Raw genomic sequence first — 21,345 nt, 5'->3', positions numbered from 1 at the left:
TCGATCGCGCGTTCGCGTCGGTCTTGGCCCGTGAGCCACATATACGTTAGCTGACGGCGACCCGATCAGGTCACACCGATGTCACCGGGCGGTCACGTGATCCCCGTCAGTCGTATCCAGACCCCGAGCCCGACACCGAAGACGAGGTGGTACGCGTGCGAAGGTGTACCGAACCGCAATAGCTAGTTCCGTGGGAGCGCATCGCCCCGTATGAGAACGGAACGACGGACGGTGATCGCCGCCTCGATCGGCCTGCTCATGGCGGGGTGTGCCGGACTGAACGACGGCGGCTCGGACGGCGACGCGCCTCCGACGGATCCCGGGACGGACACGCCGCAGTGCGACCCCGACGACGTCGCTCGCCCGCCCGTGGCGACCGGGACGAACATCGAGGGCCGCGAGTACCCGCGCAAGCCGGAGACGCTGACGGAGCCGTCGATCATGGAGTACTTGGACGACTTCGAGACGTCGTTCGCCTGGAACCGGATCCTGCAGTCGGCGGAGGGCGTGACGAGCGTCAACGTCGACAACCTGAACGGGTTCACCCCGGACGAGACGGGCGACGGCTTCCTCGCCTCCAGCGGGATCCGCGCCTCTTACAGCACGGAAGCCGGGGCGTCCGACGAACGGGAGTACATCGCGAACTACTTCGTCGCTCCCGGGGCGGTGTACCGGCACGAGTCGACCGGCGACCCGACGGCGCCGGAACCGCGAGACGAGGAGACGGCGCTCGTGCAGTGCGGGACCGACGACTGAGCGAATCACGGTCAGTTTATGGTCGTCGCCGAGTTACTCCCTCTGTGGTGGCCATGACGATCCGTTACCCCCTCTGAGCCCCTTGTGACGATCAGTTCCCACCGAGCCACCACGTTCACGCCGCCGAGCCGCGGCGCTCTCGGTTTCCTCTCACGCAGTTTCGTCACCCTCAGCCTCCTCGTTCGCAGTCCCGTCGCTCGCGTCCTCGTCAGTGATCCACAACCGCGGTGAAAGTGGTTCGAACACTGATATTCCCGTCGCAGTCTTGCGGTTTCGACGAGAAACGAGCGGGTCGGGCGTTCAGTACGACGCGGCGCGCTTGTCGAGGCCGGCGGCCTCGATGTCCTCGCCGCCGACGGAGGTCCGGAGGGAGTCCATCCCGTCGTCGCGGTCGATGTCGAAGTTGCGCGCGTACAGCTCGTCGACGCGGTCGTACTCGGCGTCCGAGAGCGGCGGCACGTCGCTCGCGGCGCTCCACGCCGCGATGTCGTCGCCGTCGCGGAACGTCGGCGTCACGGAGGCGACCTCGTCGTGCGCGAGCAGCCAGCGGATCGCCGCCTGCGCCATCGTGCGAGTCCCCTCCGCGTGGTCGGGTTCTTCGAGGAAGCGGATCGCCTCGACCTTCTCCCAGCCGGTCTCGTACCACTCCTTGGGGCGGTGCGAGCGGTGGTCGCCGTCTTCGAGGACGGTGTCGGGCGTCACCTGCTCGTTGAGCAGGCCGGAGGAGTGCGGGACGCGGGCGATCACGGAGGTGTCCGAGTCGCTCTCGCGGATCGCGTCGACGAAGTGGCGCCCCGGCTGCTGCTCGAACAGGTTGAAGACGGTCTGGACCGCGTCGAACTCCTCGTACTCGATGGCGGCGTCGCCCTCGGCGAGCCAGCCGATCGAGGGGCCGAGCGCCCAGCCGAGCGCGCGGACGCGCCCCGACTCCTTCCACTCGCGGAGGAGGTCCCGGACCTCGGGCGTCACGTCGTCGACGTTGGCGTTGTGGAGCTGGAGCAGGTCGACGTAGTCGGTGTCGAGCCGGTCGAGCGAGCGCTCGAACGCGGTCTCGAGGTACTCGCGGTCGAGCTCCTTCGGGAGCTCGCCGTGGCCGGCCTGCGGGTTGTTGTAGAAGTCGTAACCGATCTTCGTCGCGAGCGTCACCTCGTCGCGGCGGCCTTCGATCGCCTTCCCGATTATCTCCTCGCTGTCGCCGTGGCCGTACACGTCGCCGGTGTCGACGTAGGTGACGCCCGAATCGAGCGCGTCCTCGACCATTCCGACCGCCTGTTCGTCCGAGCGGTCGCCCCACCAGTCGGTGCCGACGACCCACGCGCCGAAGCCGATCTCCGAGACCTCGACGCCGGAGTTCCCGAGTTCGCGGTGCTGCATACCCCTCTTTCGGGATCGGGACACTTAGCGGGTGCGGTCTCCCTCACCGGGCGGGAGCGCGGAGCGGGTTTATACGACCGACCGCTCCCGGCCCGGCCGGCGACGACCGACCGCTCCCGGCCCGGTCGGCGTGGCGCGCACGTCGCACAACCGAATCCCTTTGGGGCACGGCGACGAACGGGCGGTGATGACAAAGCGACACGTGTCCCTGCCCGACGCCGCGGAGGCCGGGGTCCGAGGCTTCATCGACGAGGTGGACGAACGCCTTTCCTCGGACGAGGACACCTGTGAGGTCGTCCGAGACACGCTTATCGACCTCCACGGCGACCGCGAGCGCTGGGAGGCGTGGCAGGACGGCGAGTCGGTGTCGAAGGCGGAGCGCGTGCGCCTCCAGGGGTACGACCCCTGTAACGCCACGCTGGAGTCGGAGTACTACGCCGAGAAGGACGAGGAGCGGTTCCAGCGCTCCAAACACCTCCAGTGGCTCTGGCGCCAGTTCGACGCCACGCCGATGGCGGACAACGTCGAGTTCGCGCTCCGGTTCCGCCAGATGCTCGGGAACCACCTGTTCGCCGAGTGCGGGGAGAACTGCCGCTTTTTCAAGGGGATCTCCGTCACCTACGGCCACAACATCGAGGTCGGCGACAACGTCGTGATCCACGACGACGTGCACCTCGACGACCGCGGGAAGCTGACGATCGGCGACCGCGCGTCGATCTCCGACGGCGTCCACCTCTACAGCCACGACCACGATCTCGTCGACCAGACCGAGGTCCGGAACTTCCACACGGTCGTCGAGGACGACGCCCGCGTCACCTACGACGCCATGGTCCGGGCCGGCTGCCGGATCGGCGAGAACAGCGTCGTCGGCGCCCGGTCGGTCGTGCAGGGCGACGTGCCGGATCACCACGTCGTCGTCGGCTCGCCCGCCCGGAGCGTCCGCGTGAAACCGGGGTGGGAGGAGGTCGCCGACGAGCTGGAGGACGGCCGGCTCCCCGACCGACAGGACGAACGCGAGATCGAGTACGAGCTCCCCGAGGACCTCGATCGGTTCGACGAGTTCCAGCGCGACCTCCGGCCGCCGAACCCGCCGCAGTGAGTCGGGAGCGGTCCGGTCGACGCCGCGGTACGAGACCCATTCTTAAGTCCCGGTCGCTCCCACGTCCGGTATGCACGTCGACCTCGGCAACGCCCTCGACACGACGCCGGGACTCACGGCGGAGACCTTGGATCGCCTCGACGAACGAGTCGCGGACGCGCACGACCGGATCGCCGCCGGCATGGCCGACGACGAGTTCGGTTACGCCGCCCTGACCCTCCCGGAGACCGCCGACCCGGACGCGATCCGCGAGGCGACCGACCGGTTCGACCGCCCCGAGGCGGTCCTGACGGTCGGCATCGGCGGGAGCGCGCTCGGCGCGGCGACGCTCGCGAACGCCCTCGAGAGCGACGTGGACGCGTACTTCCTCGACAACGTCGACCCGGACGAGACCCGAGCGCTCCTCGATCGCCTCCCGCTCGCGGACACCGTCGTCAACGTCGTCTCGAAGTCCGGGACGACCGCGGAGACGCTCGCGAACTTCCTCGTCGTCCGCGAGGCGATGGAGCGGGCGGGCGTCGACTGGACCGAGCGCACCCTCGTCACGACCGGCGATGAGGGGAATCTCCGCGCGCTCGCCGACGCCCACGACCTCCCCGCGCTCGACGTGCCAGACGGGGTTCCGGGGCGGTTCTCGGCGCTCTCGACGGTCGGGCTCGCGGTACCGGCGCTGCAGGGACACGACATCGAGGCGGTCCTCGCGGGCGGACGGGACGGGATGGCGGCCCTGTCGGGCTCGCTGTTCGAGACGCCAGCGTACGCCTACGGCGCGGCGACGTACGCGCTCGCGGAGCGCGGCGCGCTCACGAACGCCGTGATGCCGTACGCGGAGTCGCTGGAGACGTTCGCCGAGTGGTTCGCCCAGCTGTGGGCCGAGAGCCTCGGGAAGGACGGGCTCGGCCAGACCCCGGCGCGCGCGCTCGGCGCGACCGACCAGCACTCGCAGCTCCAGCTGTACCGCGCCGGCCCGCCGGACAAGCTCGTCTCCCTGATCCGCCCGACCGAGCGCGCCGAGACGGCGATCCCGGAGACCGACCTCGACGGGCTGGCGTACCTCGGCGGCTCGTCGCTCGGCGACCTGCTCGACGCCGAGTTCGAGGCGACCGAGGCGAGCCTCGCGGCCGCCGACGTGCCGAACCTCCGCGTCGAGATCGACCGCGTCGACGAGCGCAGTCTCGGCGAGCTGCTGTACGGGATGGAGGCCGCCTGCGTGCTGTACGGCGAGCTCGCGAGCGTCTCGACGTTCACCCAGCCCGCGGTCGAGTGGGGGAAGAAGGCGGCGCGGGGGCTGCTCGGCGGCGGGGACTTCCCGGAGGCCGACGCCGTGGCGGACAAACGCGAGCTGCGGATCGACGGCTCCTGAGGCGGGGAGAGCAGTGTGCGGGACGGTCGCGTCTCACGCGCGAGTCCGTTCCACTTCCGGTGCCGATAAACCGGCGCGAGCCGTACCGCCGTCGATGAGCGAGTCGCCACCCGAGCCGGTGAACCGGATCCTCCGCGTCGCCAGCGCCGCGTTCGCGGTCGTCTTCGCCCTCCTCGTCGCCAGCGCGGTGACCGAACCGGTGGCGCAGGCCGCCGTCTCGCTGGGGCTCGTCGGCGCGGAGACGACCGGACTGCAGGTGTTCCGGACCCTGCTGCAGTTCGCCGGGTTCCTCGCCGCGGTCGTCGGCTACCTCGCGATCACCGACCAGTGGGGGCTCGTCAGGCTCTCGCGGCCGACGCCCCGAGACGCCGGGCTCGTCGTCGGCGGGGGGATCGCCCTGTTCGCGTTCCAGTACGGCGCGCTGTTCGCGCTCGGACAGGTCGGGCTCACCACCGGCCAGAACCAGGCGGTCGTCCCCGCTGGCGACCCGGCGACCTACTACCTCGCCATGATCGCCGTGTCGCTGTTCGTGGTCGGGCCGGTCGAGGAGGCGCTGTTCCGCGGCGCCGTGCAGGGCGGGCTCCGGCGCGCGTTCGACGCCGCGCCGGCGATCCTGCTCGCGAGCCTCATGTTCGGGCTGGTCCACTACCCCTCCGTCTCCGGCACGCCGGGGCAGCGGTGGGCCTACGTCGCCGTCGTCGTCGTGCTCGGCGCGGTGCTCGGCCTCCTCTACGAGCGCACGGGAAACGTGTTGGTCCCCGGACTGGCCCACGGCGTGTACAACGCCGTCATCTACGTCGTGTTGCTCGCGCAGTCGATCTGATACGCGTCGGTCGGCGCGGACATCTGCGAAGCGCCGGTCGCTCACTGATAAACGCCCACCGACGCCCGATCGGCGATGAACGGGTTCTGAACCGCAGCCACTTGCTTCTAAGTAGTCGTCTGCAGATCGACGGCGGTGACCTCCTACTTTCCAGTCGATCGCTTATAAATTGGTCCTGCCGAGGGGACGGTGAACCCCTCCAAAGCCCCAGTCGCTCGGCTGTACGACGACGTGATCGCTTATAAATCGCTGATCGACGCCGACGATACCTCCAAAGCCCCAGTCGCGAGGACTCGCGCGACTCGTTGCGTTCCTCGGTCGCTCGCGTTGCTCGCTCCCTGCGGTACTTACGTCGTCGTGCTTCGTCCTCGCGACTGCCCCTTTGAGTCCCACCCCGCACCGCAGCCTCACACCTCCCCAGCCTCGTCAGTCGTCGTCGCTTCGCTCCGACGACTGACTCCCTCGCGCGCGCTCCTCGCGCCCTTATCAGTGCGCTCGGAGGCGCGCGCCACCGCACCGGGATACTGGCGTTAATACGGCTCCTTTCCCCACCGCCGGTCGTCGTACGTCGCCTGCTGGTCGCTGTCGAAGCGCTCCTCGAACTTCCGGCGGAGCGCGGCCTTCTCCGTCGCCGAGATCCGCGCCAGCTCGTCCGCCTTCCCGACCGCCTCCGGCGGTCCGCGCGTGGTCGCCACGTCCGCGAGGACCTGCCGAGTGAGTCGGTCGCGGACCGCGTCGTCGCGGGCGAACGCGTACGGCGCCTCCAGCTTGTACGTCACGTCGGTCCGCGGGTCGTACACGACCATGAACGTCGGCTCGTACAGCTCCGGGTCGAGCTCCCGGTCGATCCCGAGCGCGTCGCCGTCGGCGGCCATCGTCGCGTCGGCGCCGCCGCGGCTCCGGAACCACGTGGTGAAGGTGAGCTCGTCATCGACGCGGTCGGTCCGGCCGGCCGAGTCACCCCGACCGCCGCCCGCAGAGCCGTCGCCCTCGCGCCGCTCCAAGAGCCGGGTGAAAAGCGCCGTGTCGTCGGGCCACGGCGGCTCGACGCCCTTCCGGGCCAGCGCGCGGACGATCGTTCCGCTGGAGGGGTTCTTCACGAAGCCGGCCAGCGGCACGTCGCGCTCGACGAAGCGCTCGACGAGGCGGACGTACTTCTCGACCACGGCGCGGGGCTTCGCCTCGCGGGCGAGCGCGCCGAGCTCGGGGTTTCGGTCGTCCCACGTGAACAGCTCCTTCGGGTAGATCGGGCCGTCGAGGACGAGCAGGTCGTCGACCGCGTCGGCGTGGTCGAGCGCGTGGGTCCCCTCGGCGAGGTATAAGGCGAGCGCGTGGACGACGCCCTCGGCGTACCGGTTCACCCGGGGCGCGTGGAGCACGCGCTGGCGGGTGTGGCCGTCGTCGCGCTCGCGCCACTCGCCGTCGAAGCTCGCGGTCGAGTCGCCGGCGTGGACGGTCGCGACGATGGTCCGGTCGCGGTGGAGGTCGAGGTCGCTCGGCGCGCTCGCCATCGCGGCGTGGGCCACGTCGACGACGAGCCCGTTCTTGAACGTGGTCGGGTTGATCGTGCCGGAGTCGAGCCCGTGGACCGTCTCGAACGGGCGGTCGGTGAGGGCCACGTCGTCGATGGGGGCGCGCCGGCGCTCGTGCTCGTCGACGGGCTCGATCACGACCCGCCCGTCGCGGCGGAGCTCGGGGAGCCAGTCGCGCCACACCCGCCCCGCGAGGTCGTCGTGGTCGGTCGTGTCCACGTCGCCCGCGATCCCGTACGCGAGCTGCGCGATGTTCTCGACGTGGATCGGATCGAGCGTCACGGGCGTATCGCGGCGCGGACCGATATAAAAGTCGTCGGCTCGGGAACCGGTTCGGGCCTCACTGATCCGACAATCGACCGGGAGCCGCCGGCTCCCGAGCCGAGGGCGACCCGACGAAAAACCGACCATGAACTCACGACAAACCGACGACGAGGGCCGGGCTCCGAGCGTCGGGCGAACATGTTCGACTCGCGTCGTACAACCAGCAAGGTAGCCGGGGTTTCTCCGGCGGATCGACGGCCGCACCGATCAGCGGGCGGAACCCGGCAACAGCAAATCAGATGTCGGTTTATGCGAGGTTCGCAGTATCAACGGTAATAGTTGGAGGCGACGTTCTTTTAACCGATACGACGTTCGACGTGTATGGCAGAGCCAGCGATTGGCGCGGAGACGGGGGAGACAGCACGCGGGGGTGCGGCCGGCTCGCGAGACGACACGGAGGGCGGCGGGATCGGGGCGACGGTTCGAGACGTGATCCGGTACATCCCGGACGGCACGTCGATGCCGGAGGAGATGTGGCACGGCCGCCACCGGAACATCCTCCTCATCGTCGTCGCGCAGGTCCCGTTCCTGATCGCGTTAGGGCTGTACGAGGGGACGGAGTCGCTCGTCACGGGCGCGGAGATCCCCGCGACGCCGACGTGGATGCTCGTCGCGTTCGTGACGATCATCCTCGCCACCGCGGCGCTGGCGATGTGGGCACCGATCGACCGCCGAAAGCGGACCGTCCTCGCCGCGTTCAGCGTGATGACGGTCTCGATGGCGCTCGTCAAGCTCTCCGGCGGCTACATCGAGGCGCACTTCCACTTCTTCGTGTTCGCCGGGGTGCTGGCGCTGTACGAGGACTGGCTCCCGTTCGGCGTCGGGGTCGCGTACGTGGCGGTCGGCCACGGGGCGTTCAGCCAGATCGACTCCAGTCTCGTGTACAACCACGCGGCGGCCATCGAGAACCCCGTCGTGTGGGGCGGCATCCACGCCGCCTTCGTCCTCGGGCTCGTGGGCGCGCTGATGGTCAACTGGTACTCCATCGAGAAGTCCCGCGAGGAGGCGCAGCGCCAGCTCGACCTCGTCGCCGAGCAGAAGGCGGAGATCCAAGACGTCGAGGCGGCGAAGGCCGAGGTCGAGGAGCGCCGCGAGGAGGTCGAACGGCTGAACGACCACCTCGAACGGAAGGCCGACGACTACAGCGCGACGATGGCCCTCGCGGCCGACGGCGACCTCACGGTCCGACTGGACGCCGACAGCGAGAGCGAGGCCATGGAGCAGATCGGGAGCGCGTTCAACGAGATGATGGACGACATCGAGGCGACGATGCAGGACGTGCAGTCGTTCGCGGGTGAGGTGTCCGCGGCCAGCGAGAAGACGGTCGAGGGCGTCGACGCCGCCGAGGCGCGCAGCGAGGACGTCCGCGGGTCGATCGGGGAGATCGCCGAGGGCGCCGACGACCAGCGCGAGATGCTCGAACAGGTCTCCGGCGAGATGAACAACCTCTCGGCGACGATCGAGGAGGTCGCCTCCTCGACGGAGACGGTCGCCGACGCGGCCCAGCAGACCGCCGCCATCGCCGACGAGGGGCAGGAGACCGCCGACGAGGCGATCGACAGCGTCCGGGAGTCGCAGGACGCGATCGGCGAGACGGCCGAAAAGGTCCGGGTGCTCGACGAGCGGATGGAGGACATCGGCGAGATCGTCGACCTCATCGGCGACATCGCCGAGCAGACGAACCTGCTCGCGCTGAACGCGAACATTGAGGCGGCGCGGGCGGGCGGGAGCGGCGGCGGGAGCGACGGCTTCGCGGTCGTCGCCGACGAGGTGAAACAGCTGGCGGAGGAGACCCAGGAGGCGGCCCAGGAGATCGAGGAGCTCATCGCCGGCACGCAGGCGCAGACGCAGGCGACCGTCGAGGAGGTCCGGACCGCCGAATCGCACATGGAGGACGGTGCCGAGGCGGTCGAGGACGCCGGCGACGCGTTCGCCGAGGTGGCGGACAACGCCGGGGAGACCGACGACGGCATCCGCGAGATCAGCAAGGCGACCGACGATCAGGCCGCGAGCACGGAGGAGACGGTGTCGATGGTCGAGGAGGTCGCGGGGATCAGCCGGTCGACCGCCGACGAGGCCGACGCGGTCGGCGCCGCGGCGGACGAACAGCTCGCCGCGATGTCGCAGGCGACCGCCGAGGCCGGCTCGGTCGCCGAACAGGCCGAGCGGCTCCGCGCGCTGCTCCGGAAGTTCGACGTCGGCGGGGAGTCGGTCGACGACCCCTCGGCGTCGGGATCGCGCAACGTCGCGATGGGCGACGGCGGACAGGCGAACTGAGGCGAGACGGTCAACTGAGGCAGAAGACCAACTGAGGCGCAGGCGGACCAACGAGACGACTGCCCGCGGCGCTGCTCTCCCTTTTGCCCCGCGGCGCTACTCCCCGTTTCCGGTCGCGTCGAGTGCGGGTTCGACGACCGCTTCGAACACCGGGAGCGCCCGCTTCACCTGCGCGCCGTCCTCGACGAACACCAGCGTCCGCGGCGGGCGGACCGCCTTCGGTCTCACGCGGAGGCCGACCTCGTCGGCCGCGTCGGCGGCGGCTTCCGGGCGGACAGGCTGTTCGACCGCGTTCCCCTCTCCGCCGGCGCCCGCGACGAACTCGATCCGAACGCGGTCGGGCTGGACGTACACCTCTGCGACGGTGAGGGCGTCGGCCTCCGCGTCGTTCCCCGCACCGCCCTCCCCGGCGCGAACGATCCGGTACGCGAGCGCGCCGTCCGGGGTCGGCTCGACGTCGGGGTCGGCGTCGGCCAGCGCGAGGTCCCGCAGGCGCCCCTCGTTGCCGGAGATCTCCGACGCGAGCAGCTGACCGATCCGGACCCCGTCCGTCAGGCGGTCCTCGACCATCACTCCGCCCCCGCGGCGGCCAGCTCCTCCCGAACGTCGGCCGCGAGCTGGTCAACCGCGGCGCCGTGCTCCTTCGCGAACAGGACCGCGGCGGCCTCGATGCTGATCGCGAGGGCGCGCTGCCGCTCGTTGATGCCGGCGACCGCGCGCTGTTTCTCCACCCCGGCGGCGACGATCGCATCGAGCGCCGTCTCGAAGGTGGACTGCTCGCGGAGGATCGACTCGTCGGGCGTGAATCCCTCCGGCACGGTCACGTCGGCGGGGTCGAAGCGCGCGCGGAGGTCGCCGTCCTCCTCGGCGACCAGCCCGCGCCCGACCGCGACGTCGACGAGCCGCTTTGCCTGGTCCGGAGAGAACCACTCCCGATCGAGCGACAGCGCGACGACGAACTCGCCCTCGCCCAACCGCTCCGTCGCTCGCTGCTTGAAGGGCACGGCGACGGCGACCTCGAGACTCATGTACGGGGGAGGGCGCGGCGGGCGCGTAAACGTGTCGGACGGGGGCGGAGAACGGTGGGTAGGGGCGGAGAACGGTGGGTAGGGGCGGAGAACGGTGGGTAGGGGCGGAGAACGGTGGGTAGGGGCGGAGATAGTGGTAGGTTGCGGCGGAGACCGGTCGGACGGAGCGCGTCACCCCGCCGCTCGCGGGGCGTCGCCGTCGACGCGCCGACCGACCGCGAGCCCGACCGCCGCGCCGGCGAGCACGAGCGCGCCGGCGACGGCGAACGCGAGCCCGTAGCTGTCCGCCGCGAGCCACCCGCCGACGACGCTGCCGATCCCGCCAGCGAACGCGCCGAGCGCGGCGTACACGCCGAGGGCCTCGCCGCGGATCGCCGGCGGCGAGAGCCGCGTGACGACGGTGCCGGCGGTGACGGCGATCACCGCCCACGTGAGCCCGACCGCGGCGAACGCGGCCCCGACGGCGGCGAACCCGAGCGCGCTCGCCCCGAGCGCGGCGCCGACCACGGCGACGACCGGGAGGAGGACCCCGCGAGCGACCAGCCCACCGACCTGGAGGCGCACGACGTTCCGGTCGGCCGAGAGCCGTCCGACGGTCCCGAACGCGACCGCGGCGGCCGCGCTGTTCGTGAGGTACAGCGCGAACGTGCCGCCGGACCCGAATCCGACCTCGGTGAGGAACGCCGGGAGCGGCGCGAAGAAGGCCGCGGAGCCGGAGAGAAACAGCAGCGCGGCCGCGAAGTACGCCGCGAGCGCGGGGGTGAACCGCGCGGCGAACCGCCGGGGATGCAGTCCGCGGAAGTCGGTCCGCGTGAGGGCTCCGGGGAGCGTCGCGCCGCGGACCGCGAATCGGTCCGCCCGGCGGATGGCGCGCCGAACGCGGCTGCCGGAGGGGATCGCCGCGGCGCCGTCCGCCCCGACCGGATCCGCCGGGAGCGCCCGGACGACGACGACGCAGGAGCCGGCGGCGGCGAGCGCGAGCGGGACGAACAGCGTGCGCGTCGCGGTCGCGGGCGGAACGAGTCGCGCGCCGCCGACGGTCCAGACGGTCCCGAGCAGCAGTCCCAGCGCCCAGCCGATCCCCTGGAACCGGTTGAGGTCCGCGATCCGCTCGCTCCACGCGGACTCCGGGACGCCGGCGACCGCGAGCAGCGTCAACACGGGCGTCGCGGCCGCGAAGGCGAACCAGACGACCGCGTTGGCCGCGATCACCGCGCCCACGCCGTCGGTGAGCGGGATGGCGGCGATCGCGGCGGCGGACGCGGCCAACGCGGCGAGTACGAGGTCTCGTCGGCGGCCGGTCCGGTCCGCGACGCGACCGAACCACAGCGCGCCGGGGACGCCGACGGCGGCGGCGACCGCCGCGAGCACGCCGAGTACGAACGGACCGCCTCCGAGGTCGACGACGTACAGGGGAACGACGAGCGAGGCGCCGCCGAACGCGACCGAGCCGAGTCCCCAGCCGTAGAGCCAGCCGTCGGTCATACGCCGATCCGTGAACGCGAGAAGAAAACCGCACCGGTCGATGCCGTCGGCGGCGTCCGACCGCTCAGTCGTCGTCGGTTCCGGCGGCCGCGCCGGCGGGATCGACGGCCTCGGAGGACGCCGCGGCCGCCGCGGGCGTCGCGTTTAACGAGTAGCCGGTCGCCGCCATCGCGAATAACACGAGGGGCGAGAGGAACGCGAACAGGTAGTACGGCGCGTACTCAAGCGTCGGGACGCCGGTGACGCCCGCCATGTAGACGGCGCCCGCGTGCCACGGGAACAGCGCGCCCGTCGGCGTCCCCGCGGCCTCGACGGCGCGGGAGAGCTGGTCGGTGTCCATGCCGAACTCGTCGTAGGTGTTCCGGAGCGTGACGCTCGGGAGGACGATGCTCATGTACTGCTGCGCGGTGAGCGCGTTGATGACGATCGCGGAGACGCCGGTGCCGGCGACGAGCGACCCCGGACTCTTCACCGCCGAGGTGAACGCGTGGGCGATGACCGCGAGCACGCCCGTGCGCTCCAAGATACCGCCGAGCGCGAGCGCGGCGACGACGACCGTGATCGTCCACGCGGAGCCGACGAGCCCGTCCGTGTCGAGTAGCTCGTTCACCAGGCTGGAGCCTGACTCCGGCGCGGTGCCGTACATGAACGTCTCCCAGGCGGCGACGAAGCCGGACCCCTGCACGAGGATCGTCGTGACCGCGCCCGCGAACACGCCGGCGACGAGGGTCGGGAGCGCGGCGTACCCGCGCAGCGCCAGTCCGAACGTGACGACGAGCGGGATGAACGCGAGCAGCGTGATCGCGTACGTCTCGCCGAGCGCGCCCTGAATCTCCGCGATCCGGCCCGCCGGGATCTCGCCGCTGGCGCGGAGGCCGAGCGCGAGGAAGCCGAGCACGGCGAGCCCGAAGGCGACGGCGGTGCCGGTCCGCATCCGGCGGATGTGCGCGTACAGGTCGGTGTTCGTGACCCCCGCGGCGAGGTTGGTGGTGTCTGAGAGCGGCGACTGCTTGTCGCCGGCGTAGGCGCCCGAGAGCACCGCCCCGACCGTCATCGGGGCGGGAACGCCGAGCCCCGCGCCGATGCCGACGAAGGCGACGCCGAGGGTCCCCACCGTGGTCCACGAGGAGCCGATGGCGAACGCGACGACCGCGGCGACGACCGCGGCCGCCGGGAGGAACGTCGTCGGCGAGAGGATCTCCAGCCCGTAGTACATCAGGCCCGGGATCGTGCCGGCGCTGACCCACGTCGCGATCAGGCCGTAGATGGTGAAGATGATGAGCAGCGCCTGCAACCCCATCACGAGGCCGTTCGCGATCCCGTCGAACAGCTCCTCCCAGTCGTAGCCGAGCCACAGCCCGAACCCGCCGACGAAGGCGATGCTCCAGAGGAGCGGCGGGTGGGGGTCCAAGCCGAGGACGGCCGAGCCGATACCGAGGAACGCCACGACGGCGAGGACCGGGATCAGCGCCAGCGCCAGACTCGGGCGGCGGTCCGGGTCGAGGTCCTCGTAGGTCGTGGGCGTGAACGATCGTGCCATGTCCCCGTGTATTCCTTTGAAGCATAAATATATCTCGGAATATGCATGAGGAAGATAACGATCGTTCATCCTCTTTGCGGTCGGCGGAAGCAGCGGCGGAGTTCATCGGTGGCGTTCACCGGCGACCCTGGCGCGTCCGACCGTGTGCCGCCGTGTCGCGGGGGTCGCCGAACGGACGGTCTTATACGCGTCGGCGGTCAAGTCGGGGCAACATGATATTTGAGGGCCTCCCGACGACCCCCCGCTCGGAGGAACTCGTCGACAAGGCGTTCTCGCGGGCGGCGCGCGCGGGACGCGCCAAGCGCGGACACGAGGCGCAGGAGTCAATGCTGCGGACCGCCGGCAACGTGCTCTCGGACAACTTAGAGAACGTCGTCGTCTCGTGGCCCGACTTCGGCTTCAACGTCGACCCGTTCTACTACGAGCTCGCCGACGCCATCGTCGACGTCGACCGCCTCCGGCAGGCCCTCTCGCAGGTGATGTGGGCCAGCCGCCAGATCGAGGACCTCCGCGACGAGTACACGACGAAGATCCGCAGCTCGGACGTGGACACCGCGCGGAAACACCGGAAGCAGGCGTTCGCGCGCATGGCCGACGTGATGGACCAGATCGAGGATGACCTGCGGTACATCGGCGACTCGCGGGACCAGCTGAAGGTGCTGCCGGACGTGAAACCCGACGAGCCCGCCATCGTGATCGCGGGCTACCCCAACGTCGGGAAGTCCTCGTTCGTCAACCGGGTCACCCGCGCCTCGAACCAGATCGCGGAGTACCCGTTCACCACGAAGGGCGTCCAGATCGGCCACTTCGAGCGCGACCACATCCGGTACCAGATCGTCGACACTCCCGGGCTGCTCGACCGACCGGCCGACGAGCGCAACGACATCGAGCGGCAGGCGGTCAGCGCCCTCGAGCACCTCGCGGACGTGGTCGTGTTCGTGCTCGACCCCTCCGGCGACTGCGGCTACCCCCTCGACGTGCAGCTCGAACTCCGCGAGGAGGTCCGGGCGCTGTTCGGCGAGGACGTGCCGTTCCTCACGGTGGCGAACAAACACGACCGCTTCGACGCGGTGCAGGCGGAGTCGGTGGACGCGACGATGAGCGTCACCGACGACGAGAACGTCGAGCGCGTGCTCGACATGGCCGTCGAGGCGGCCGCGTTCGAGCCCGACCTCCCGACGCGCGACGGCGAGGAGTGAGGGGAAACCAATAGCGACGCGGTGCCGCGGCTCGGCGGTTCGTCCTTTGCTCTCCGAAAAAGTCTCCGAGCGACCGCCGCGTCAGGCCTGCTCGGCGGCGTAGACGACGTTGACGCTGACCCGCACGCTCACGTCGCCGGTCTCGACGCCCGTCGAGGCGCCGGCGTCCGCGCCGTCGCTCTCGGCGGCCATGGCCGCGTCGGACACGCGGTACGGCGTCACCCCCGCGTCGGCGGTGGAGACGCTGTAGGCGCCGGCCAGTTCCAGCCCGCTGGAGTCCGCGAGGGTGGTGGCGTCGTCCTCGGCGTTCGCCATCGCGTTCTCGATGGCGGCCTCGCGGACCTCGCGCTCGCGCTCCTCGCTCAGCCCGAACTCGATCCGCTGGACCTCGTCGGCGCCGGCGCCGACGGCGACGTCGATGACCTCGCCGACCGCGTCCACGTCGTCGAGCCTGATGGCGTAGCGGTGGGTCCCCTGGTACCGGGTTCGGTCGGGGTTCTCGCGCGTCTCGTACGACTCCCGCACGTCGTACCGGTCGGTCCGGATGTCGTCCTCGTCGAGCCCCCAGTCGGTCAGGGCGGCGCGGAGCGCGTCGTCGCTGGCCGCGAGCTCGTCCCGGACCGCCCCGGAGTCGTTTCCGGTGGCGGTCACCGCGACGCGGATCGTCGCGCGGTCCGGCTCGGCCGTGGCCTCGCCGTCCGCGGTCACTTCGACGTTCCGTTCGAGGGTCGATTCGTCTCCCGCGTCGACGCCGGCGTTGCCGGTCGAGCCGACGAGCCCCGAACAGCCCGCGAGCGCGACGAGCAGCGCGACGCCGACGGCGGTCACCAGTTTCCTGTTCATACGCGACCCGTCGTCGGGAACCGTCAAATAAGCCGCCGTAAGGACAAAGAGCCGCTTTCGTTATCGGACGGGCGACGCCGGCGCGGTCACAGCGCGCCGGTCGAGTCGTCGTCGGAGCCGTCGTCCGTCGCGTCGTCGGAGCCGTCGTCCGTCGCGTCGTCGGAGCCGTCGTCCGTCGCGTCGTCGGAGCCGTCGTCCGCCTCGTCGGGGTCGTCGTCCGGGTCGTCGTGATCCGTCACGACCGACTGCTCCGGGGGAAGCCCCTCACCGTCGAGCGCCTCGTCGTCCGGGCCGCCGTGGTCCGGATCCTCCTCGTCCGGGTCCTCGTGGTCGGTTATCACCGCCGGCTCCGCCGGTCCGTCCGCCGTGTCCTCCTCGTCTGTCCCCTCCGCGTCGCCGTCGTCCGAGCCCGTGAACGTCGGAATGGGGCCCGAGTCGTCGGGGCCGGAGAGCTCGGCGCCCCGGGACGCGTCGGGATCGCGCTCGACGCCGCCGTCCGGCGGTCCGGACACCCGCCGTCCCGAGCCGAACAGCCGCTCGCGGATCGAGCGCGTACTGGGACGCTCGGCGAGCAGCAGCGAGCAGTCCACCTCGTTGACCACGTCGAGGTGGAGAGAGCCCGAGACGAGCCGCGAGAGCAGTCCCTTCTCCGTCGCGCCGATGATGACGAGGGAGTTGTCCGCGGCCTCCCGGGCGATCGCTCCCTCGACGTCGCCGGTGTCGTCGACGATCAGCTCGGCATCCGAGAGCCCGTGCTCCGCGGCCCACCCGGCGAGGAACCCCTCGCCGTCGGCCCGGTCCTCGGGGCCGTCGACGACGTGGAGCAGGGTCACCTCGGCGCCCGCGGTCCGGGAGAGGACGCTCGCGACCTCCGCGCCCAGCGTCGAGTCCGGACCGCCGGAGGTCGGCAGCAGGACCCGCGAGGTGTCGAGGTCGCTCTCGCTCAGGATGAGGAAGTCGCAGGGGAGCTGGTTCGTCAGCTCGTCGATGGGACGCTCCGCGCGGGCCGCGCCCCAGAGCTGGTCTTCGCCCCACCCCATCAACACGGCGTCGGGGCGGGTCCGCCGGGCCATGTTGAACACCTCCTCGAAGGACCGGTGCGAGACGACCGTGGAGGTGGAGACGTCGATGTCGTACTCCTCGGCGGTCTCGCGGAGCCCGGCCATCCCCTCCTCGGAGACGTCGGCGATCCGGCCCGCGCCGGCCGACAGCGACATCCGCTCGGGCGCCTGCACGACGTGGACGATGTGGACGAGGCCGTCCTCGTGGTCGCTGGCGATCCGGCTCGCGAGCTCGACGATGGGGCCGTCGGTCCGCGGGTTCGTGATCGGGACCATGATCCGGTGGCCCTCGTTGGCGAACAGCGTCGCCTCCGTGGCGTCCAAGATCGGGACGTACGAGCGCCCCGCGGCGCGGCCGAGCACCCACTCGGGCACCGTGAGCCGGCGGGTCATCCCCTCGAAGCGCGCCTCCTCCAAGCGCTCCTCGCTGGTCTGGAAGTAGTTGACGAGGGTGACCAACACGACACCGCCGATGGTGTTGCCGAGCAGCACGGGGATCACGAAGCCGACGATCCCGGAGTAGAGGCTGATCTCCGCGCCGTACAGCGGAATGCTGTACTCGAAGAAGAGGTAGAGGACCTCGGTGAAGGAGACGACGACGTGAAACAGGTCGCCGAGCGGGATCGCGAGGAACGCGAGGTAGACGACGAGCATCCGGCTCACCGAGTCGGTGGAGGCGAAGCCGACCCAGACGACGCCGGCGACGATCAGCCCCGCCATCGCGGCCTTGAAGAACAGCGGGACGGCGCCGACGCCGAACCCGCCCTCGGAGATGTACCGCGCCGCGTCGACCGTGTCGCCGGTGAAGACGTCGCCGTACGACAGCACGAGCGCCCCGATCCCGCCGCCGACGAAGTTGCCCGCGAGCACGATTGACCAGTGGCGGAGGAGCGTGGGGAGGCTCGCGAGCCGCTCTAAGGTCAGCGCCACCGGCGGCAGCGTGTTCTCGGTGTACAGCTGATAGCCGCCGATGATGATGTAGATGAACCCGAGCGGGTACAGCATGACGCTTAAGATCGGGTGGGAGTCGGTCGCGGCCGTCAGGGAGGCGTACAGCATGAAGGTGATCGTGATCGCCAGCCCCGCCGCGAGCCCGCTGAAGAAGAGCTCGCGGCTCCCGGAGGTCACCTCCTCGTCCGCGGCCGCGATGATCCGCTGGAACACCTCGTCGGACGAGAAGCGGTCCCGGACGGCCTCGCCGACTGCCGGGGCGCCGCTCTGGGAGCGCTCGACGACCTCGCGTATCGAATCGTCGTCGGGTCGCTGTGAGTCGGTCACTGCCGGATCACTCTCGGCGCGGTAAAAAGTAGTTCCTCTTTCGGCATGTGGCACAAAAGATCCGACACGGACTGTGTTTCCTGATGAACTGAATGGGCGTTTAACTATTCGATCCAGATCGGGCGGTTCGTCAGATCGGGGAGCGGCGGTTCGTCTCTCGGAGCCGGTCGCCGCCGACGCCGCGTCAGGCCCGGTCGATCGTCACGAGGCGGACCTCGACGCGCACGTCGGCGCCGATCGTCGCCTCGATCCGGCGGTCGAGCGCGTCGGCTACCCCCTCCACGCCGCCGCCGGGCGGTGCCCCCACGGTGACGATCACGCGCTCGGTGTCGAGCGGCGGGACCGTCCCGCCGCGCTCGACCTCCAGCTCCAGCAGTTCGAGCCCGGGGTCGAGCGCGGCGAGCTCGTCGCCCGCGGCGGACCGGATGTCGGCCTCGGTGGTCGAGGCGACGTACGACTCGTAGGTGACGCCGCCGAGGAACACCGAGAGCACCGCGATCGCGGCCGCAAGCACGGCCGCCCGCTTGAGGAACGCCGCGCGCGCGTCGTCCTCGCGGAACCAGCTCTGCGGCCGGTACCCCTCGTACCAGAGCACGACCAGCGCGGAGAGGTTGATCGAGAGGACGTTCACCGCGACGATCACGCCCGCGCCGATCACGAGCCGCGGGATCCGGAAGGCGATCCCGATCCCGACGGCGGCCGCGGGAGGGATGAGCGCCACCGCGATCATCACGCCGACCAGCGTCGCCGAGACGCCCGCCATCAGCGAGACGATCCCGGCAACTCCGGCGCCGATCGCCACGACGAGCACCAGGGCGTTCGGCGCGAGCCGCTCCGAGACCTCCGCGAGCTCCAGCGGATCGAGCCCCGGGGGGACGAGCGCGAACCACCGCAGCGCGAGCGCGAACAGCGTCGCGGCCGCGACCGCGACCGCGACGCCGAGGACCTGCATCCGGACGCCGCGCCGGAACATCTCCTCGTCGTCGACGACCGTGCCGATCGCGGCCGACATCGCCGGGCCGATCAGGGGGGCGATCACCATCGAGCCGACCACCGTCGCCGGCGAGTCGAGCAGGAGCCCGGCGGTGGCGATCACGGCGGAGATGACCGTCATCAGCACGTACGTCCGGAGCCCGGAGGCGAGGTCGTCCGCCTTCGTCTGCAGCTCTTCCCGCGAGATCCGGTCGCCACCGCGTTCGGCGTCCTCGGCGTACCGGTCTTCGAGCGCCTCGAACCGGCGGGAGATGACCGTCTCGGCCGCGACGATGACCGTGTAGGTGCTCTCGTCGATCCCCGCCTCCCGGAGCCGTTCGAGCACGGGTTCGACGGCGGCGGTCGGGAGCGGGAACGTCGCGACCGCGGTGTACTCGCGGCCGCTCGTCTCGTCGGTGACGACGTAGTCGACGCCCTCGTCGTCGAGCGCGCGGACCACGGCCGCGCGCTTCCCCGCGGGGATCATGACCTGAACGAGTCGCACGGTGGGTCGTCTCGCCGGCGCGACTTATAAGGGACGGTGGCCGAAAACGGAAACCGCGGACGGCGGTCGGCGGGGGGATCTTGAGCCCGGTTCGGTCGACCCGGCGGCTGACCGCACCGCGGATCCGGAGGCCGAATCCGCGCCCGCCCCGCACGAAACGGAACTTTAATGCGCGAATCCCTCGCACGTTCAGGCAAGAATGCTCTCGCCGCTGTTCATCGACACGTTCCTGCTCGATTACCACCTCGGGCACGTCATACTGCTCGGGTTCGTCGTCTCCCTTCTGGCGGCCGCGCCCCTGAAGTCCCAGAAGGTGATCGCGTCCGTCTTCGCCGGCTTCGGGACGATCTTCCTGGTCGCCCCGTACACGACGATGCCGCAGGTGTACATCCTCGCGGGCATTCCGATGATCCTGATCGGCGCGCTGCTGTGGACGATGGCCGGGAGCTAATTCCGGCCGCCACCGAACCGCGCCCCCGAATCGCCGACTGCCGCCGTCACCGTTCCACCCTCGTTCTCCGAACCGTTCCGATCTCGTCGGGAGCGCCGCTTCCCGCCTCGCCGCGCCGCCTTCTCCCCCGCCGCGCCGTTGCTCGATCCCGCCTCTTTTTGCACCCCGAGCGACACTCCCCGCCATGGTCACGGTACGGGCACCCGCCACGAGCGCGAACCTCGGCAGCGGGTTCGACGTGTTCGGCGCGGCCCTCACGCGTCCGGCGGACGTCGTCACCGTCGAGAAGGCGGCAGAGACGACGATCGAGGTCACCGGGGTCGGGGCCCAGTACATCCCCGAGGACCCCGAGAAGAACACGGTCGGCGCCGTCGTCGAGGCGCTCGACGCGCCCGCGCGGATCCACATCGACAAGGGCGTCCGCCCGGCGTCCGGCCTCGGCTCCTCGGCGGCCAGCGCCGCCGGCGCCGCCGTCGCGCTCAACCGACTGTACGACCGCGGGCTCTCCCGCTCGGAGCTGGTCCCGATCGCCGCCGAGGGCGAGGCGGTCGTCTCCGGTGTCGCCCACTCCGACAACGTCGCCCCCTCGATCCTCGGCGGGTTCACGGTGACGACGAGCGAGGGGACCCACGCGGTCGACGCCTCGATCCCCCTCGTGGTCTGTCTCCCCGACGTGGCGGTCTCCACCCGCGACGCGCGCCGGGTCGTCCCCGAGACCGCCTCGATGGAGGACTTAGTCGAGACAGTCGGCAACGCCGCCACCCTCGCGGTCGGGATGTGCCGCTCCGACCCCGAGCTCGTGGGCGCCGGCATGAGCGACCCCGTCGTCACCCCCGAACGCGCGCGGCTGATCACGGGGTACGACGACGTGCGCGCGGCGGCCTTCGACGCCGGCGCGACCGGGGTCACCGTCAGCGGCGCCGGCCCCGCGATCCTCGCCGTCTGCCGCGACGAGCGCCGGCGGGGGGTCGCCGCCGCGATGCTCGACGCCTTCTCCGACGCCGGCATCGACGCCCGCGCCTACCAGACACGGATCGGGCGGGGGTCGACGGTGCTCGAAGAGTGAGGGGATCACGCGGAGCCGGCTGGCGTTTCAGTCGTTCGTTTATAAATCGTGCGGGCAGAAAGCGAGGGCCTCCGAGGTTTCCAAACCCGAAATAGGGATCGGTCAGTAAAGAAGACTCACGAATCGCTCAATACAGGTGACTCACACACCAGACTAGACCAAATTTTTCGTCATTACAGCTATTATTTAAAAGGTGATAGTAGAAAGAACGCGAACGCCAGTCCGAGCCCAGTACCAATCAAGCTATGAATTTCGACTGGGCCAGAAAAGAATAATACCTCAACAAAAAGTGAGACTAAAACACCAATAAAGAAGCCTAAGAGAGCATTCTGGCGAGAGGATAGATGATAGTTATTCATGTTTGACTAC

General features: G+C 70.4%; 17 protein-coding genes. 8 read left to right on the top strand and 9 right to left on the bottom strand.

What is annotated here, in order from left to right; translation table 11 throughout:
* Nucleotides 1–210: 210 nt before the first annotated feature.
* Nucleotides 211–756, top strand: a complete 546-nt coding sequence (locus tag JIN95_RS08705) for a hypothetical protein (protein ID WP_200531121.1) — start codon at nucleotides 211–213, stop codon at nucleotides 754–756.
* A 300-nt stretch (nucleotides 757–1,056) separates the two neighbouring features.
* Here the strand turns inward: JIN95_RS08705 and JIN95_RS08700 are convergent, their stop codons facing one another.
* The gene (locus tag JIN95_RS08700) at nucleotides 1,057–2,130 is read right to left on the bottom strand and encodes an aldo/keto reductase (protein WP_200531120.1); all 1,074 of its coding nucleotides are present in this window, start codon (nucleotides 2,128–2,130) and stop codon (nucleotides 1,057–1,059) included.
* A 187-nt stretch (nucleotides 2,131–2,317) separates the two neighbouring features.
* Between JIN95_RS08700 and JIN95_RS08695 the strand changes: the two genes are divergently transcribed.
* From JIN95_RS08695 to JIN95_RS08685, 3 genes are all read left to right on the top strand, one after another.
* Entirely contained in the window at nucleotides 2,318–3,229 is a 912-nt protein-coding gene (locus JIN95_RS08695; protein ID WP_200531119.1) for an acyltransferase, read from the top strand.
* Nucleotides 3,230–3,299: 70 nt separating this feature from the next.
* On the top strand, nucleotides 3,300–4,592 hold the full coding sequence (locus JIN95_RS08690; protein ID WP_200531118.1) for a glucose-6-phosphate isomerase: 1,293 nt from the start codon (nucleotides 3,300–3,302) through the stop codon (nucleotides 4,590–4,592).
* 94 nt (nucleotides 4,593–4,686) lie between these two features.
* Nucleotides 4,687–5,415: a type II CAAX endopeptidase family protein gene (locus JIN95_RS08685; protein WP_200531117.1), complete on the top strand. Its 729-nt coding sequence runs from the start codon at nucleotides 4,687–4,689 to the stop codon at nucleotides 5,413–5,415.
* 530 nt (nucleotides 5,416–5,945) lie between these two features.
* On the opposite strand, the gene JIN95_RS08680 is transcribed toward JIN95_RS08685, so the two are convergent.
* Complete coding sequence (locus tag JIN95_RS08680; RefSeq protein ID WP_200531116.1) at nucleotides 5,946–7,229, bottom strand: DNA double-strand break repair nuclease NurA; 1,284 nt, start codon at nucleotides 7,227–7,229, stop codon at nucleotides 5,946–5,948.
* A 501-nt stretch (nucleotides 7,230–7,730) separates the two neighbouring features.
* Between JIN95_RS08680 and JIN95_RS08675 the strand changes: the two genes are divergently transcribed.
* Nucleotides 7,731–9,548, top strand: a complete 1,818-nt coding sequence (locus JIN95_RS08675; RefSeq protein ID WP_303646644.1) for a methyl-accepting chemotaxis protein — start codon at nucleotides 7,731–7,733, stop codon at nucleotides 9,546–9,548.
* Nucleotides 9,549–9,644: 96 nt separating this feature from the next.
* Here JIN95_RS08675 and JIN95_RS08670 read toward each other — a convergent pair whose 3' ends face one another.
* The 4 genes from JIN95_RS08670 to JIN95_RS08655 all read right to left on the bottom strand — a co-directional run bounded on the left by JIN95_RS08670 (nucleotide 9,645) and on the right by JIN95_RS08655 (nucleotide 13,601).
* On the bottom strand, nucleotides 9,645–10,118 hold the full coding sequence (locus JIN95_RS08670) for a hypothetical protein (RefSeq protein WP_200531114.1): 474 nt from the start codon (nucleotides 10,116–10,118) through the stop codon (nucleotides 9,645–9,647).
* On the bottom strand, nucleotides 10,118–10,576 hold the full coding sequence (locus JIN95_RS08665; RefSeq protein WP_200531113.1) for a DUF2240 family protein: 459 nt from the start codon (nucleotides 10,574–10,576) through the stop codon (nucleotides 10,118–10,120). Before JIN95_RS08665 ends, JIN95_RS08670 begins: the two co-directional genes overlap by 1 nt.
* 171 nt (nucleotides 10,577–10,747) lie before the next feature.
* Nucleotides 10,748–12,163 carry an MFS transporter gene (locus JIN95_RS08660; RefSeq protein ID WP_200532132.1) on the bottom strand — a complete coding sequence of 472 codons (1,416 nt, stop codon included), beginning with the start codon at nucleotides 12,161–12,163 and terminating at the stop codon, nucleotides 10,748–10,750.
* Nucleotides 12,126–13,601, bottom strand: a complete 1,476-nt coding sequence (locus JIN95_RS08655; protein WP_200531112.1) for a Na+/H+ antiporter NhaC family protein — start codon at nucleotides 13,599–13,601, stop codon at nucleotides 12,126–12,128. Before JIN95_RS08655 ends, JIN95_RS08660 begins: the two co-directional genes overlap by 38 nt.
* Before the next feature lie 212 nt (nucleotides 13,602–13,813).
* On the opposite strand from JIN95_RS08655, the gene JIN95_RS08650 reads away from it, so the two are divergent.
* The gene (locus JIN95_RS08650) at nucleotides 13,814–14,800 is read left to right on the top strand and encodes a GTPase (protein WP_200531111.1); all 987 of its coding nucleotides are present in this window, start codon (nucleotides 13,814–13,816) and stop codon (nucleotides 14,798–14,800) included.
* Between the two features lie 81 nt (nucleotides 14,801–14,881).
* Here JIN95_RS08650 and JIN95_RS08645 read toward each other — a convergent pair whose 3' ends face one another.
* From JIN95_RS08645 to JIN95_RS08635, 3 genes are all read right to left on the bottom strand, one after another.
* The gene (locus JIN95_RS08645) at nucleotides 14,882–15,643 is read right to left on the bottom strand and encodes an SIMPL domain-containing protein (protein ID WP_095637593.1); all 762 of its coding nucleotides are present in this window, start codon (nucleotides 15,641–15,643) and stop codon (nucleotides 14,882–14,884) included.
* Nucleotides 15,644–15,729: 86 nt separating this feature from the next.
* The gene (locus JIN95_RS08640; protein ID WP_200531110.1) at nucleotides 15,730–17,982 is read right to left on the bottom strand and encodes a formate/nitrite transporter family protein; all 2,253 of its coding nucleotides are present in this window, start codon (nucleotides 17,980–17,982) and stop codon (nucleotides 15,730–15,732) included.
* A 184-nt stretch (nucleotides 17,983–18,166) separates the two neighbouring features.
* Complete coding sequence (locus JIN95_RS08635; RefSeq protein ID WP_200532131.1) at nucleotides 18,167–19,441, bottom strand: TIGR00341 family protein; 1,275 nt, start codon at nucleotides 19,439–19,441, stop codon at nucleotides 18,167–18,169.
* Between the two features lie 217 nt (nucleotides 19,442–19,658).
* On the opposite strand from JIN95_RS08635, the gene JIN95_RS08630 reads away from it, so the two are divergent.
* Together JIN95_RS08630 and JIN95_RS08625 are read left to right on the top strand one after the other, a co-directional pair.
* Nucleotides 19,659–19,910 (top strand): hypothetical protein, encoded by a 252-nt coding sequence (locus JIN95_RS08630; protein ID WP_095637595.1) that lies wholly within the window; start codon nucleotides 19,659–19,661, stop codon nucleotides 19,908–19,910.
* Nucleotides 19,911–20,094: 184 nt separating this feature from the next.
* Nucleotides 20,095–20,976: a homoserine kinase gene (locus JIN95_RS08625; RefSeq protein ID WP_200531109.1), complete on the top strand. Its 882-nt coding sequence runs from the start codon at nucleotides 20,095–20,097 to the stop codon at nucleotides 20,974–20,976.
* Nucleotides 20,977–21,345 lie beyond the last annotated feature (369 nt).

The sequence above is a fragment of the Halorubrum sp. LN27 genome, from assembly GCF_016635065.1.
Lineage (GTDB): Archaea > Halobacteriota > Halobacteria > Halobacteriales > Haloferacaceae > Halorubrum > Halorubrum salipaludis.
Note: the sequence above shows the minus strand (reverse complement) of the source record. Positions and strands in the feature narration are given on the sequence as shown.